The 15,393-nt window shown below is 55.1% G+C and carries 12 protein-coding genes; 3 read left to right on the top strand and 9 right to left on the bottom strand.

The genetic code is table 11. The annotated features are described in order from the left end of the window. Window positions 1-22: 22 nt before the first annotated feature. Window positions 23-925, top strand: coding sequence for an ADP-ribosylglycohydrolase family protein (locus IAE48_RS17045; protein ID WP_200135079.1), 903 nt, complete (start codon window positions 23-25; stop codon window positions 923-925). A 38-nt stretch (window positions 926-963) separates the two neighbouring features. Here the strand turns inward: IAE48_RS17045 and phoU are convergent, their stop codons facing one another. The 5 genes from phoU to pstS form a co-directional block, all read right to left on the bottom strand. Next, a complete protein-coding gene (gene phoU, locus IAE48_RS17040) occupies window positions 964-1,689 on the bottom strand; it encodes a phosphate signaling complex protein PhoU (RefSeq protein ID WP_042714854.1) in 726 nt (241 codons plus the stop codon). A 68-nt stretch (window positions 1,690-1,757) separates the two neighbouring features. After that, the gene (gene pstB / locus IAE48_RS17035) at window positions 1,758-2,531 is read right to left on the bottom strand and encodes a phosphate ABC transporter ATP-binding protein PstB (RefSeq protein ID WP_042714852.1); all 774 of its coding nucleotides are present in this window, start codon (window positions 2,529-2,531) and stop codon (window positions 1,758-1,760) included. Between the two features lie 46 nt (window positions 2,532-2,577). Further along, window positions 2,578-3,468 carry a phosphate ABC transporter permease PstA gene (gene pstA, locus IAE48_RS17030; protein WP_042714851.1) on the bottom strand — a complete coding sequence of 297 codons (891 nt, stop codon included), beginning with the start codon at window positions 3,466-3,468 and terminating at the stop codon, window positions 2,578-2,580. Beyond that, window positions 3,468-4,427 carry a phosphate ABC transporter permease PstC gene (gene pstC / locus IAE48_RS17025; protein WP_042714850.1) on the bottom strand — a complete coding sequence of 320 codons (960 nt, stop codon included), beginning with the start codon at window positions 4,425-4,427 and terminating at the stop codon, window positions 3,468-3,470. Before pstC ends, pstA begins: the two co-directional genes overlap by 1 nt. Window positions 4,428-4,551: 124 nt before the next feature. Then, window positions 4,552-5,592, bottom strand: coding sequence for a phosphate ABC transporter substrate-binding protein PstS (gene pstS / locus IAE48_RS17020; protein WP_094422645.1), 1,041 nt, complete (start codon window positions 5,590-5,592; stop codon window positions 4,552-4,554). 435 nt (window positions 5,593-6,027) lie between these two features. On the opposite strand from pstS, the gene IAE48_RS17015 reads away from it, so the two are divergent. After that, window positions 6,028-6,417, top strand: a complete 390-nt coding sequence (locus tag IAE48_RS17015) for a hypothetical protein (protein WP_200135078.1) — start codon at window positions 6,028-6,030, stop codon at window positions 6,415-6,417. Between the two features lie 44 nt (window positions 6,418-6,461). Here IAE48_RS17015 and IAE48_RS17010 read toward each other — a convergent pair whose 3' ends face one another. The 4 genes from IAE48_RS17010 to glmU all read right to left on the bottom strand — a co-directional run bounded on the left by IAE48_RS17010 (window position 6,462) and on the right by glmU (window position 12,622). Then, the gene (locus IAE48_RS17010; RefSeq protein ID WP_200135077.1) at window positions 6,462-6,809 is read right to left on the bottom strand and encodes a hypothetical protein; all 348 of its coding nucleotides are present in this window, start codon (window positions 6,807-6,809) and stop codon (window positions 6,462-6,464) included. Window positions 6,810-6,819: 10 nt separating this feature from the next. Then, window positions 6,820-9,081: a type VI secretion system Vgr family protein gene (locus IAE48_RS17005; protein ID WP_200135076.1), complete on the bottom strand. Its 2,262-nt coding sequence runs from the start codon at window positions 9,079-9,081 to the stop codon at window positions 6,820-6,822. A 97-nt stretch (window positions 9,082-9,178) separates the two neighbouring features. Beyond that, window positions 9,179-11,008, bottom strand: a complete 1,830-nt coding sequence (glmS, locus tag IAE48_RS17000) for a glutamine--fructose-6-phosphate transaminase (isomerizing) (protein WP_128483956.1) — start codon at window positions 11,006-11,008, stop codon at window positions 9,179-9,181. 243 nt (window positions 11,009-11,251) lie between these two features. After that, window positions 11,252-12,622: a bifunctional UDP-N-acetylglucosamine diphosphorylase/glucosamine-1-phosphate N-acetyltransferase GlmU gene (gene glmU / locus IAE48_RS16995; protein WP_200135075.1), complete on the bottom strand. Its 1,371-nt coding sequence runs from the start codon at window positions 12,620-12,622 to the stop codon at window positions 11,252-11,254. Between the two features lie 343 nt (window positions 12,623-12,965). Between glmU and IAE48_RS16990 the strand changes: the two genes are divergently transcribed. Next, window positions 12,966-15,071: a right-handed parallel beta-helix repeat-containing protein gene (locus IAE48_RS16990; protein ID WP_200135074.1), complete on the top strand. Its 2,106-nt coding sequence runs from the start codon at window positions 12,966-12,968 to the stop codon at window positions 15,069-15,071. Window positions 15,072-15,393 lie beyond the last annotated feature (322 nt).

Genomic DNA, 15,393 nt, shown 5'->3' with positions numbered 1-15,393 from the left:
TGCCCGAAATAAGGAATAAAAGATGTCGGATTTACTTGCGCGTTATCAGGGGTCTCTGCTCGGCCTCGCGGCCGGAGATGCGGTTGGCACAACGGTAGAGTTCAGTCCCAGAGAGAGCTTTACCCCGGTCACCGATATGGTCGGCGGCGGCCCGTTTCATTTAAAAGCCGGGCAGTGGACGGATGACACCTCCATGGCGCTCTGCCTCGCGCACAGCCTGATCGCCTGTAAAGGGTTTGATGCGACCGATCAGATGAACCGCTATCTGAACTGGTGGAAGTGGGGCTATTTAAGCTCCACGGGGACCTGTTTTGATATCGGGATGACTGTCTCATCCGCGCTGCAGCGCTTTGCGCACGACGGCGAGCCCTTTGCCGGCTCGAGCGATCCGCGCACGGCGGGCAACGGTTCATTGATGCGGCTGGCGCCGGTGGTGCTCTGGTACTATCCGGATGTGCCAAAGGCGCTGGAGTATGCCGAAGCCTCATCGCGGACGACGCACGCCGCGCCAGAAGCGCTGGCCAGCTGTCGTCTCTTCGCGCAGATGCTTATCAATGCGCTACAGGGCAAAAGTAAATCCGACACGCTGACAGATATTGCGCAGCTGCCGGAACAGGCTAATCTGCGCCAGATCGCCGAAGGGCATTACCGGCAGAAATCGCGTGCGGAGGTGTTCGGCACCGGTTACTGCGTGCAAAGCCTGGAGGCGGCGCTTTGGTGCTTCGCTCACGGGGAGAGTTTCGAAGAGACGATCCTGCTGGCGACCAACCTTGGCGACGATGCGGATACCACTGCGGCGATTGCCGGGCAGCTGGCTGGTGCCTGGTACGGCGTGGAGGGGATCCCGCACCGCTGGCGGGAGAAGCTGTGGCAATGCGATGAGCTCGCAACGCTTGCCGGTCAGTTACTCAGTAAGTCAGCGTGAAGCAAAACCCCCTCATCACGAGGGGGTTTTTATTGCGCTTACTCTTTCGGATCTTTTCCGGCGAGCAGCTTGTCCAGCTCATCGCCGCCAACGTGGCGGAAATCCTGGCCTTTAACGAAGTAGAAGATGTACTCGCAGATGTTCTGGCAGCGGTCGCCGATACGCTCGATAGAGCGGGCGCAGAAGAGGGCGGTCAACACGCTCGGAATGGTGCGGGAGTCTTCCATCATGTAGGTCATCAGCTGGCGCACAATGCCTTCATACTCCTGATCCACCTTCTTATCTTCGCGATAGACGCGCACCGCTTCGTCAATGTCCATGCGCGCAAAGGCGTCCAGCACATCATGCAGCATCTGCACGGTATGGCGGCCTAACGACTCAAGGCTGACGAGCAGCGGCTGGTGCTGCTGGGAGAACTTCTCCAGCGCCGTACGGCAGATTTTATCCGCCACGTCGCCAATACGCTCCAGTTCGGCGATGGTTTTGATGATCGCCATCACCAGGCGTAAATCGCTCGCCGTCGGCTGACGCTTGGCGATAATGCGCACGCAGGCCTCATCGATGGCGACTTCCATCATATTGACCTGCTTATCCCCTTCAACAACGCGCTTTGCCAGCTCGCTGTCCTGGTTATGCATCGCAGTGATCGCATCCGAGAGCTGCTGCTCTACCATTCCACCCATCGTCATGACCTGAGTGCGAATACTTTCCAGCTCAGCGTTAAACTGCCCGGAAATATGTTTGTTAAGGTTCAGATTGTCCATGGTGCACTCCAAATGCCCGACAAATTTCACGTGGTAACGAGGTGGCTGCCACCTCTGTGGTTCGGCAATCAGCCGTAGCGCCCGGTAATGTAATCTTCCGTTTGCTTCTTCGCAGGCTTGGTGAACAGATCGTCTGTATTGCTGAACTCAATCAACTCACCGAGATACATAAACGCAGTGTGATCGGAACAGCGCGCCGCCTGCTGCATGTTGTGCGTCACGATAACCACGGTGTAATCCTGCTTAAGCTCGGTGATCAGCTCTTCGATACGGCCGGTTGAGATCGGATCCAGCGCCGAGCAAGGCTCATCCAGCAGCAGCACTTCCGGGCGAATAGCAATGCCGCGCGCGATGCAGAGACGCTGCTGCTGGCCGCCGGAGAGAGAGTAGCCGCTCTGGTGCAATTTATCCTTGGTTTCATTCCACAATGCGGCCTTGGTCAAGGCCCACTGCACGCGCTCGTCCATATCGGGGCGCGAAAGCTTTTCAAACAGACGCACGCCAAAGGCGATGTTGTCGTAAATCGACATCGGGAACGGCGTCGGTTTCTGGAACACCATGCCCACTTTCGCGCGCAGCAGAGCGATATCCTGGGTATTGGTGAGAATGTTGTCGCCATCCAGCAGGATTTCGCCTTCCGCACGCTGCTCAGGATAGAGCTCATACATTTTGTTAAAGGTGCGCAGCAGCGTGGATTTACCGCAGCCAGACGGCCCGATAAACGCCGTCACCTGATTTTTGGCAATATCCAGGCTGATGTTTTTCAGTGCATGGAATTTGCCGTAATAGAAGTTCAAATCACGAACCTGAATCTTGCCCGGCGTAGTATCAACCATACTCATTTATCTCTTTCCTCAACTCGACGCCGCCTTCGCCGCGTCGCAAAAATTAACCGTGTCGATTCTTGGCGAAGACGACGCGCGCCAGGATGTTCAACAGCAGTACGCAGAGCGTGATAATCAGCACCCCGGCCCAGGCCAGCTGCTGCCATTCGGCAAACGGGCTCATGGCAAATTTGAAAATCGTCACCGGCAGGTTAGCGATAGGCTGCATCATGTCGGTGCTCCAGAACTGGTTGGAGAGCGCCGTAAAGAGCAGCGGCGCCGTTTCACCGGCGATACGCGCAACCGCCAGCAGTACGCCGGTCATAATCCCGGAGACAGAGGCTTTCAGCGTAATCGCGGAGATCATCTTCCACTTCGGCGTACCCAGCGCGTAAGCCGCTTCACGCAGGCTATCCGGCACCAGTTTCAGCATGTTTTCCGTGGTACGAATGACAATCGGCACCTGCAGCAGCGCCAGCGCAATCACGCCCGCCCAGCCGGAGAAGTGCTGCATCTGCGCCACCACGATGGTGTAGACAAACAGGCCGACCACGATAGAGGGCGCGGAGAGCAAGATGTCGTTAATAAAACGGATAATCTCGGCGAGCCAGGATTTACGGCCATACTCCGCCAGGTAGATCCCCGCCATAATACCCAGCGGCGTACCGATTACCGTCGCCCACAGGATCAGCAGGCCACTGCCCGCCAGGGCGTTCGCCAGACCACCGCCCGCAGTGTTTGGCGGCGGGGTCGATTCGGTAAACAGCGCCAGCGACATGCCGTCGATACCGCGCGTCACGGTAGAGAAGAGGATCCACACCAGCCAGAAGAGGCCAAACACCATGGTCGCCATTGAGAGCGTCAGGGCGATGCGGTTTTTCAACCGGCGACGCGCCTGCATTTTGCGACGGGATTCAGCCAGCTCTGCGGTGTGCTGCATTTCAAGCGTAGCCATCAGCGTGCCCCCTCGTTTTTCGCCAGGCGCAGGATCATAAATTTCGAGATCGCCAGCACGATAAAGGTGATGACAAACAGAATCAGCCCCAGCTCCATCAGCGCCGCAACGTGCAGGCCCGATTCCGCTTCGGCAAACTCATTCGCCAGCGCAGAGGTGATGCTGTTGCCCGGCATAAAGAGCGAGGCACTGTCGAGCTGGTAGGTGTTGCCGATGATAAAGGTCACCGCCATGGTTTCACCCAGCGCGCGGCCGAGACCGAGCATGACGCCGCCTATCACCCCGTTTTTGGTAAACGGCAGCACGATGCGCCAGATCACCTCCCAGGTGGTGCAGCCGATGCCGTAAGCCGACTCTTTCATCATCACCGGGGTCTGTTCGAAGACATCGCGCATCACCGCCGCAATGTAGGGAATAATCATAATCGCGAGGATCACCCCGGCGGCGAGGATACCAATACCGAACGCCGGGCCGGAGAAGAGGGCGCCGACAAACGGAATATTGGAGAGCACATTGCCGACCGGCTCCTGGAAGTAGGTCGCGAACAGCGGGGCGAAGATAAACAGCCCCCACATGCCGTAAACAATACTCGGGATCGCCGCCAGCAGTTCAATGGCGATACCCAGCGGGCGCTTCAGCCAGCCGGGAGAGAGTTCCGTCAGGAACAGCGCGATACCGAAGCTCACCGGCACGGCGATCAGCAGTGCGATAACAGAGGTCACGATGGTGCCGTAAATGGGCACCAGCGCGCCGTAAATTTCATTCGGCGCATCCCACTCTTTGGTCCACAGGAAGGAGAAACCAAATTTCTGGATGCTGGGCCAGGAGGAGAAAATCAGCGAAACGATGATGCCGCTCAGCAGCAATAGCACAATCAGCGCAGCCAGTCTTACCAGTGCGCTGAAGATCATGTCGCCTTTTTTACCCGGTGGGTTAAATGCCGGCTTGGTTGCAGCCATAAATTACTCTTCAGTTTGACGTCTTACGAAGTTGCCCGCAGGCGCTTGCGCTTACCGGGCCTACAGAGGATCTGTAAGGCGGATGGTGTAAGCGCCATCCGCCATGTTCTTCAAAAATCAGCGATTAGTAAACGGCTTTACCGCTGCTGTCTTTCACGTTGGTTTTCCATGCGGCGCGAACTTGTTCAACAACGCTGTTCGGCAGGGTGGCGTAGTCGAGATCGTTAGCCTGTTTGCCGCCGTTTTTGTACGCCCAGTCAAAGAACTTCAGCACTTCAGCGCCCTGCTCAGGTTTCGCCTGCTCTTTGTGTACCAGGATGAAGGTGGTGGAGGTGATTGGCCACACATCAGCACCTTTCTGGTTGGTCAGGTCCTGGGCGAAGGATTTGCTCCAGTCGATATCTTTTGCCGCGTTAGAGAAGCTCTCTTCGGTCGGGCTAACGGCTTTGCCGTCGGCAGACATCAGTTTGGTGTAGGTCAGGTTGTTCTGCTTCGCGTAAGCGTACTCAACGTAACCGATTGAGCCCGGCAGACGCTGAACGAAGGCGGCGATGCCGTCGTTACCTTTACCGCCCAGACCGGTCGGCCAGTTAACGGTAGAGCCGGAACCGACTTTAGATTTCCACTCTTCGTTCACTTTCGCCAGGTAGCTGGTGAAGACGAATGAAGTACCGGAACCGTCCGCGCGGCGAACCACGGCGATGTTCTGTGAAGGCAGTTTCAGGCCCGGGTTGAGTTTGGCGATAGCCGCGTCGTCCCATTTTTTGATTTTGCCGAGGTAGATATCGCCCAGGGTTTTACCGTCGAGAACCAGCTCGCCAGATTTTACGCCCGGTACGTTAATAGCCAGCACGATGCCGCCGATGACGGTCGGGAACTGGAACAGACCTTCCTGGGAGAGTTTTTCGTCAGAAAGCGGTGCATCGGATGCGCCGAAATCAACGGTTTTGGCGGTGATCTGCTTCACGCCACCGGAGGAGCCGATGCCCTGATAGTTGACCTTATTGCCCGTCTCTTTTTGGTAGGTATCAGCCCACTTGGCATACACCGGCGCAGGGAAAGTTGCGCCCGCACCAGTCAGGCTAGCTGCGGCATTGACAGCAAAAGCACTCAGAGAAAAGGTCGCGGCGACAACAGTTGCGACAGTGGTACGCATAACGTTCATAATGTCTCCTGCAGGAATCGTAAATCGTTGTTTGAGTTGCTACTCGGAGCAAAATAGGACACTTTGATGACAGTTATATGCAACGATTGTTACTGTTTGATGACAGCGGCAGCTTTTCGCAGCACCAATATTTATTAGCTATAAAAATCAAAGCATTAAGGTTAGAGAACACCTTAACAATTGGCTGATGTTTTATTTTTATGACAATCCAAATGTAGCTGAAAAGGCGAGGCTGCTCGCCCTGACCGAATAAAATTTACGCAAAACCCCCGTCTCTACCAGGCGCTTTCCCACGCACTTCACAATCATCCAATGCTGATTTTTTATCTTTCATCGCTACTGAAAAGAGGTAGGAGACAAACCCTGGTTTTCATATGTATATAGCGGTGTTGGACAGGCGTTGTTAACACCACTGAGTGGACACTAAGGATGAGTATGAACAGAACAATTGTTTTCGCGACAGGATTGCTGATGTTGTTACCCGCTACCGCCAGCCAGGCAGCAGATGAACCCGTATATTTCATGTCCAACCACTATTCGGGCGATACACTGATGACCTATGAACAGGGCTCGTCTGCCCAAGGAAAAACGTATATCTCACCGGCATCTGATCTCAGCGCAAGCACCCTTTCCGAGATCCAGCGCGATTACCCTAAGCAGCAGGATAAAATTAAGGGCATGGAAAGTGACCTTGAAAAGATGAGCCGCGAAAGGGATGAGCTGAAAAGAAGCAATGACGATCTCAGCCGTAAAGTCGACGATATGCAGCGCAGCATCAGCACCCTTGAGAAACAGCTTGCTGACCTGAGCCAGAGAGTAAAATAGGGTCTAAAGAGGTTGCCGCCTGGCAGCCTCTTTTCCATCCCGCATTACCCCAGGTTCGCCGACGACTCCTGCTTATCAAAAATAAACAGAATATGCTGGTCATCGAGGTACTTAATATCGACCTTCTGCCCTTTCTGCATTTTCGGCGAGTTGAACGCAGCAATGGTCTCTTTCCCCTCGACCGAGCGCGTCACGCTCCCATCATGAATCGCCAGCCGGTAACGGATATTTTGAGTGCCGTTATCATTGGAGCTGATATAGCTCACCTCTTCGATGGTCGCCTGCAGGTCACGCCCCTGGGTCTGGATGCGGTGATCGCGATTAAACAGGTAAACGATGTAGGCGATCATCCCTACGATAAAGAGGACAGAAAAAGCGATCGCAATCTTCATACTCAATCCTTTACATAAACATCGTTAAGCCATGAACCGACGCCATGACCTGGCCATACTGCATCATCGCTTTGCCAAATGCGACGCGCCCTTCATGCGAGGCTAAATCAAATGCCGATTTATCGAACTTCAGGCTCGTTAAACCTACCTTGCTTATCGCTGACAGGGTGAATGAAGAGCCTTCGGTAGCAACCTTGAGGGCGGTGAAATCAAAAGAGAAAAGCGATGCCGTCTCTTTATGATCTTTATATTCAAACGCATGCGGCGTCTTTATATGTACCTTCTCCGCGCTCTCAATGGTGATCGTCTTCGGCGAGTAGATTTTCGCCCCTTCGGCGACGGTCTGATCCCACCTACCGTTGATGGTGGCCGCGCTATTTCCCTCGATGGTCTGCGTCAGGTGTTGAGAAATCTGCTCTTGACGATCGCCGGTAATGGTCGAGGTGACGCCGCTATCAAAGGTATAGCTCACTAACGCAGTGACATGTTGTGATGCCGCTCCTTCAATCTCCTCAAAGCGTCCCCCTTTGATCGTCACCTTCTCCCCGCCGCTGGTGACGCTCTTCACGCGGCCATTGGTGACCGTCAGCTCTTCGCCGTTGTTCACCGTGCGCGTGTCCTTCTGCTCCACCAGCGTGGTGCGGGTAGCGTGGTATGTAAAGTCCGCTTTTTTTGTCACCTCATCGGCAAGCTCACCCGACACCGTCAGGCTTCTGTTGCCGCCAACGGTTATCGCCTGGTTGTTCTCAACGGAGATATTCATATCCTTTTCGGCATGCATATCGACCCGCTCAACGCCGAGCTTATCCTCAAACAGCAGATAGCTGGCGTTGTCACAGCTGCCGGTTTTCGAGCGCGTCATAAACCCCATCACCGTGGCGGCAGCGGGTAGCGCCCATGGCGGCATATTCGCATCGTTGTAGACGCGCCCGGTGACGATGGGCCGGTCGGGATCGCCATTAATAAAATCAATCACCACCTCATCGCCGACGCGCGGGATCTGCACGCCGCCGAATCCCTGTCCCGCCCACGCGCTGGAGACGCGCACCCAGCAGGAGCTGGTTTCATCACCCTTGCCTAACCGATCCCAGTGGAATTTCACCTTGATACGGCCATATTTATCGGTCCATATCGTCTCCCCGGCGGGGCCAACAACGCGGGCAGTCTGCGGACCATAGGTGCGAGGCCAGGCGGTTCGCTGCTCCGGCCGCCAGACCAGCGACGCAGGAATAACGCTGAAGTTTATCAACCGCGAGCTGGCGCCCTCATCACCGCTGGCATAGCGGTTCTCTTCAATGTGCAGCACGGTTTTTGTCACCAGATAACGCCCGTTATCCTGCGCAAACGGCGCATGGGTTAACTGGAAGGTATGACCGGCGGCAATGCCGCTTGCGGTGGCGGTGGCGGAAATCTGTTGATGATCAACCTGCCAGCGCTCCTGTTTGATGCGGGCATAATATTCGCCGTCATTTTGCTCAACAAAGCGACCGGGCCATTCGTAAACATCGATCTGGCCGGGAGAGGGCGAGGCGGGATTCTGCCGCGCCTGGAACAGCCAGGCGTTGGGCTTACGAAAATCATAATCTTCGGTGCTAAAAAGCCCTGGCGTGACGCGATCGTGCAGCGACCATTGGCTGATGCCTTCAAAATCAGCCACACCGCCTGCGGCAGTTTGAATATAGGGGATCACCTCATAACCTGGCGCAGAAGGAAAAGCGGTACCGGCATCCGCCAGCACCAGCGTGTGGCTATCCGGCTGGTGGCGGAAATACCAGCTGATCCCCTCCAGCTCCATCAGCCGACAGATAAAGTCCAGGCTGCTCTCCTGATACTGCACGCAATATTCCCACACCCGGTAGCTTTGCGTCAGCTGATCGTCTACTTTCACGCCCTGTTCGGACAGCATGGTCTGCACAATCTGCGGGATGGTTTGCGCCTGAAAGATACGCATATCGCGCGCCAGCCGCATTGGCCAGAGGTCGGACTCAACGCTGAGCTGATAGGCGGCGTAACGCTCCCCCGATAGCTCGACGGAAGAGACGGCAACGCTGGTCACTCTGCCATTGATATAACGCCTTACCACGCCGCCCTGCGCAGGAATATCAATAGTGATGGGCTGCCCGAGGATCTGACTTCGGTCAATGCGGGCATCTTCACCCAATAGCGTAAGCGCATATTCAAAAGGCTCAGAGAGCGATTCACTGCCGGACATTTTCCAGAAAAGCAGGTCAGGTGCGGCAGCCAGGTTAACCGTGATACGAATTTGAGACATAAAAAAATCCGGTATGCTTTTTTAAGGAGCATATCCGGACTTATTTACACTACGGTTAACGTCACCCTCCCGATGGGCAGATGACGTTAGTTTAGGATTATTCCACCGTTACCGATTTTGCCAGGTTGCGCGGCTGGTCAACGTCGGTGCCTTTAATCAGCGCGACGTGATAGGCCAGCAGTTGCAGCGGCACGGTGTAGAAGATCGGTGCAATCGTCTCTTCTACGTGCGGCATTTCAATGATGTGCATGTTGTCGCTGCTGGTGAAACCGGCATCCTGATCGGCGAAGACGTACAGCACGCCACCGCGGGCGCGCACTTCTTCGATGTTGGATTTCAGTTTTTCCAGCAGTTCGTTGTTCGGTGCAACCACGATAACCGGCATATCGGCGTCAATCAGCGCCAGCGGGCCATGTTTCAGCTCGCCTGCGGCATAGGCTTCAGCGTGAATATAGGAGATCTCTTTCAGCTTCAGCGCGCCTTCCAGCGCGATCGGGTACTGATCGCCGCGGCCGAGGAACAGCGCGTGATGCTTGTCAGAGAAATCCTCTGCCAGCGCTTCAATGCGTTTATCCTGCGACAGCATCTGCTCGATACGGTTCGGCAGCGCCTGCAGGCCGTGCACGATATCGTGCTCAATAGATGCATCCTGGCCTTTCAGGCGGCTCAGTTTCGCCACCAGCATCAGCAGCACCGTTAACTGCGTGGTGAAGGCTTTGGTTGAAGCAACACCGATTTCGGTACCGGCGTTGGTCATCATCGCCAGATCCGATTCACGCACCAGCGAGGAGCCCGGTACGTTACAGATTGCCAGCGACCCCAGGTAACCCAGCTCTTTCGACAGACGCAGCGCCGCCAGCGTATCGGCCGTTTCACCGGACTGCGAAAGGGTGATCATCAGGCTGTTGCGACGCACGGCGGATTTGCGGTAGCGGAACTCTGACGCAATCTCCACATCGCACGGCACACCGGCCAGCGATTCAAACCAGTAGCGTGACACCATACCGGAGTTGTAAGAGGTACCGCAGGCGACGATCTGGATATGTTCGACTTTCGACAGCATTTCGTTCGCGTTCGGTCCCAGCTCGCTGAGATCGACTTCGCCATGGCTGATGCGGCCTGTCAGGGTGTTTTTGATGGCGTTCGGCTGCTCGTAGATCTCTTTCTGCATGTAGTGGCGATAGATACCTTTATCGCCCGCGTCGTACTGCAGACTCGATTCGATATCCGGGCGTTTGGTTTCCACGCCAGATTTATCAAATATCGTCACGCTACGGCGGGTCACTTCCGCAATATCACCCTCTTCGAGGAAGATAAAGCGACGGGTCACCGGCAGCAGTGCCAGCTGGTCAGAAGCGATAAAGTTTTCGCCCATGCCAAGACCGATAACCAGCGGGCTTCCGGAGCGCGCGGCCAGCAGAGTCTCAGGATGACGGGTATCCATAATCACCGTGCCGTAGGCACCGCGTAACTGCGGGATGGTGCGCAGTACCGCTTCACGCAGCGTACCGCCCTGTTCCAGCTCCCAGTGCACCAGGTGAGCAATCACTTCGGTGTCGGTTTCGGAGACAAACACATACCCGCGCGCTTTCAGCTCTTCGCGCAGCGGTTCATGGTTTTCGATAATGCCGTTATGTACGACAACGATATGTTCAGAAACGTGCGGATGCGCGTTTCCTTCCGACGGTTCGCCATGGGTCGCCCAACGGGTGTGCGCGATACCGGTTCCGCCGTGCAGCGGATGATCTTCCGCCGCCTGCGACAGCATCTGCACTTTACCGAGGCGACGCAGACGGGTCATATGACCCTCTTCGTCGACGACTGCCAGACCGGCAGAGTCATAGCCACGGTATTCGAGGCGACGTAAGCCTTCGAGAAGAATTTCTGCAACATCACGCTGCGCGACTGCGCCTACAATTCCACACATAGTTTTTGATTCCGATTTTGGCATTATGCCTTTTGTTGTCGGTCAACCTGTTTACACGTCGCGATCGGGCCACCGTTTTGCGGCGCCGCGAATGCTTCCGTGTACGTGTCCGCTTTGCGGACGCCCCGAGCCTTGTAGAGAGTGGGGTTATTGTTATAGGTACTGCCTGGCGGGCGGAGGATTATCTTCCTCTCATCCCTGAATCTGTGCCGGATAGCGCTGAGCATATCCGGTCTTATTGCTTTACTTCTTCTTCACCGGGCGTTGCCAGCCCTGCTTGTGCACCTGCGGCACACGGCTTAATACCAGCTCGTTTTCGGCGATATCGCGGGTAACGGTGGTACCAGCGGCGATGGTCGCGCCTTTGGCGACCGTGACCGGTGCCACCAGCTGCGTATCGGAGCCGACAAACACATCATCACCAATGATGGTTTTGAATTTATTGGCACCGTCGTAGTTGCAGGTAATCACCCCTGCGCCGACATTGACGTTGTCGCCAATCTCCGCGTCGCCGAGGTAAGTCAAGTGACCCGCTTTTGAACCTTTGCCGAGACGCGCTTTTTTCATCTCAACGAAGTTACCCACGTGCGCGCCAGCCAGCAGCTCTGCGCCCGGACGTAAACGGGCAAACGGGCCGATGGTGCAATCCGCGTCCAGACGGGCATCTTCCACCACGCTGTAGGGGCTGATCTCGCAATCATCGCCAATCACGCAGTTCTTCAGGATCACGCCTGCGCCAATTTTTACGCGATTACCCAGCGTAACGTTGCCTTCAATGATGACGTTTGTGTCGATCTCAATATCGCGGCCATGAGAGAGCGTGCCGCGCAGATCGAAACGCGCCGGATCGCGCAACATCACGCCTGCCAGCAGCAGCTTCTCTGCCTGTTCAGCCTGGTATGCACGCTCGAGACGCGACAGTTGCAGGCGGTTATTCACCCCTTCCACTTCGCTTAAGCGCTGCGGGTGAACGGCGGCAATTTCACGCCCTTCGTGGTAAGCCAGGCTGATAATGTCAGTGATGTAGTATTCACCCTGCGCATTATTATTGGTCAGCTTAGCGAGCCAGCGCTTCAGGTCTGCGCCGTTGGCGATCAGAATGCCGGTGTTGATCTCATTAATCTGCCGCTGGGCTTCAGTGGCATCTTTCTGCTCAACGATGCCGGTGACCACGCCGTTTTCACGGGTAATGCGGCCATAACCGGTCGGATCGTCGAGTTTAACGGTAAGCAGCCCAATGCCGCCCTGCGGTTTGGCTTCACGCAGGCGCTCAAGGGTTTCGACGGAGATCAGCGGCACATCGCCGTAGAGCATTAAAATATCTTCATCGTCAGCAAAGAAGGGCGCCGCCTGCTGCATGGCGTGACCGGTGCCGAGCTGTTCCGCTTGCAGCACCCAGTTAAGTTTGTCGTCTACGAGGCGCTGTTTAAGCAGTTCGCCACCGTGGCCGTATACGAGATGAACATGATCCGCACCCAATTTCGTAGCAGCATCAATGACATGCTGCACCATCGCTTTACCTGCAAGAGTATGCAGCACTTTGGGAAGATCGGAGTACATGCGTGTGCCTTTGCCAGCCGCAAGGATCACCACGCTCATTTTTGCGTTCAACATATTCGTCCTGACTATTATTTGGGAAAGAAGTTAACCTCTTTCATATTGAAAATACTACATATTTTGTAGCATGAAATGGAGTGCTGATGAAACGCGCAATATTCCATTTAAAGAGCGCTGTAGCGCGCCTTTTGCGGGCAAAGTAAAGCACTTTACCGGCTGAAAGTCGCTCCATTTTTCACTGCTGCTCATTTATACAATGAGTTAGCTGTTATTTTTCATCCTGAATAAAGATCGCACAAAACAAAACGATGTTTTATTAAGCAAAGAGTGTGAGCCATAAAAAAGAAACACCGTTTCATATTGATGATAATAAACGGCAATTATCCATCAGGAGAATAAAATGAATTATAAAATACCTCTGGCCCTCGCGATATGCAGTTCCCTTGTCTGCGCCCCAACCTTCGCTGAACCCACGGCAGAGTGGAGAGCCATTGCTTTCGGCCAGTCGACCGATCTCAATTTCTCATCAAACGTGCTTGCCGGAAAGATTGGCGTCAATGATGTGACAATTGCGGGTAAGAAGCTCACAGCCGAAACGATCGCCGATCTGTCAAAGCCCATCACCCTGGAGAGCCGCGGCGGCAAAATTGCCAACTCCCATGATGGCCTCACCTTCTTCTATACAACGCTGCCGGTCGGCAAAAATTTTACGCTGCAGGCGACCGTCACCGTCGATCAGTTTGGCCCGGAGAATGGCGCAAAGCCTGCGGCACAAGAGGGCGCGGGCTTGCTGGTGCGCGATGTGATCGGCCCCGCGCGCCAGCAGCCTTTGCAGGAGGGGTATGAAGAGTTTCCGGCCGCTTCCAATATGGTGATGAACGCCATTATGACCCAGGACAAAAAGGATAATTTCCGCGTCAAAATGCAGGCTATCAGCCGGGAGGGCATCACGCAGCCGTGGGGCAACGCCGGCGCAGCGATTGTCAAAACCAGCTATCGGGAAGAGGTGGATCTGCGCAAAACACCGGCTTTCCGACTTAAGATTGAGCGTACTGATAACGGCTTTGTCAGCAGCTGGGCGCCCGCCGGGAGCGAGCAATGGGTCAGCCAGCATATCCCACGCGCCAATCTCATCGCGGTACAGGACAAAGCATTTTATTACGTTGGTTTCTTCGCCTCGCGTAACGCGAAAATCACCGTTACCGACGCCTCGTTAACCACCTCTGAAGCCCATACGGTTGCTTCTGCGCCGTGGCAACCACCCGTATTACCGGTGGTGGTGCAAATCGCTTCGCCTGCCCAAAGTGGCAGTGAGAAATACCAGCTCCAGGCGCGGGCCAACTTCGATGGCAGCTTCAGCGTGCGGGAGAATGAAGTGGTGATCGGTAATGAGAAACCGGTAAAAGCGGGCGAGATGTACACCCTGCCGACACGGCTGAAACAAAACACCACTTTTGCGCTCACCTTCACCCCAAAAGCGGGAGGGGAAGCCGTGGTTCAACAGATCAAGGTTGAGAAGGTCGACCCGGTGGCACTGACGCTGCATGTTGCGCCGCAGGGTATGGCAGAGGGCTCCGGCACCGCCGCCGCACCGCTGGATATCGCCACGGCAATCCGCTTGCTGCCGCCGGGCGGCAAAATCGTGTTGCAGGCTGGCGATTACCCCTATACCGAAATTCCGCTGACGGCGAGCGGTCTGCTCAAACAGCGCAAAACGCTGGAAGCAGAAGGCAAAGTGGTGATCCATGGTCTGCTGCTTGATGCCAGCTACTGGCGGATCAAAGGGATTGAGGTGACGGAGAAGAGCCTGCGCATCCAGGGCAGCCATAACCTGATTGAAAAGGTCGTTGCCTGGCGTAACGATGACACCGGCATTCAGATCTCCTCCCCGGAGAAGATTGGCCGCGCGCTGTGGGCCAGCGATAACCGGGTGGTCGATTCAGAGTCGTGGGGCAATGAAGATGCGGGCAAGATTAACGCCGACGGCTTCGCGGTAAAAATGCGCGTAGGGGAGGGGAACCGGCTGATCCGCTGCTACGCCCATGACAACATCGACGACGGTTTCGACCTGTTTAACAAGATTGAAGATGGTGCCAATGGGGTAGTGGTGATCGAGAATTCAATTGCCCGCAACAATACCAGTAACGGTTTTAAGCTCGGCGGGGAAGGGCAGCCGGTAGCGCATCAGATCCGTAACAGTAAAGCGGTGGGTAACCATCTGGATGGGTTTACCGATAATTTCAATCCCGGCAGGCTGCTGGTGGAGAACAACATTGCGGCTGATAACCAGCGCTTCAATTTTATCTTCCGACCCAGCCCGTATGGCGACGCTTCAACGCAGGGGGTGTTTCGCGGCAACAAATCGGTGCGCAGCGCGCCGGGTCGCTATGACGATGCGGTGATCGGGAATATTGATAACACTAACTACTTTATCAGGCAGGGAAAAAGCGTGAACAGCGAAGGGAAGGAGCTGGAGAGCGCGGCGGTGGAGGCGGCGCTGAAGTGATAGCCCGATGGCGCTCGCTTCTCCAGGCGGAGTCAGCGCAGCGCCACACGGCATCACAGCAATCAGTGATTGAACGTGCCGAAAAAGACGTTCATGTTGCTGAACATAGCGATGATTTTGTTGATCAGTTTCATGATGGCTTCCTTTTTTGAATTTGGTTATGTGATGTACATCACAGAAAAGGAGTCTACGCCTCGCTGTTAAATCGATCAACATTTTTGTGACATTTATCACAAAATATTAAAACGCCTTTTTAGTTTCATTTTTCCTGAAACGCAGCCATAAAAAAAGCCAGCCTGGAGACCAGACTGGCTTTTTAACG

The sequence above is a fragment of the Kosakonia sp. S57 genome (assembly GCF_016516575.1).
Taxonomy (GTDB): Bacteria; Pseudomonadota; Gammaproteobacteria; order Enterobacterales; family Enterobacteriaceae; genus Kosakonia; species Kosakonia cowanii.
The sequence above is the reverse complement of the archived record's forward strand: the minus strand, read 5'-3'. Positions and strand labels throughout refer to the sequence as shown.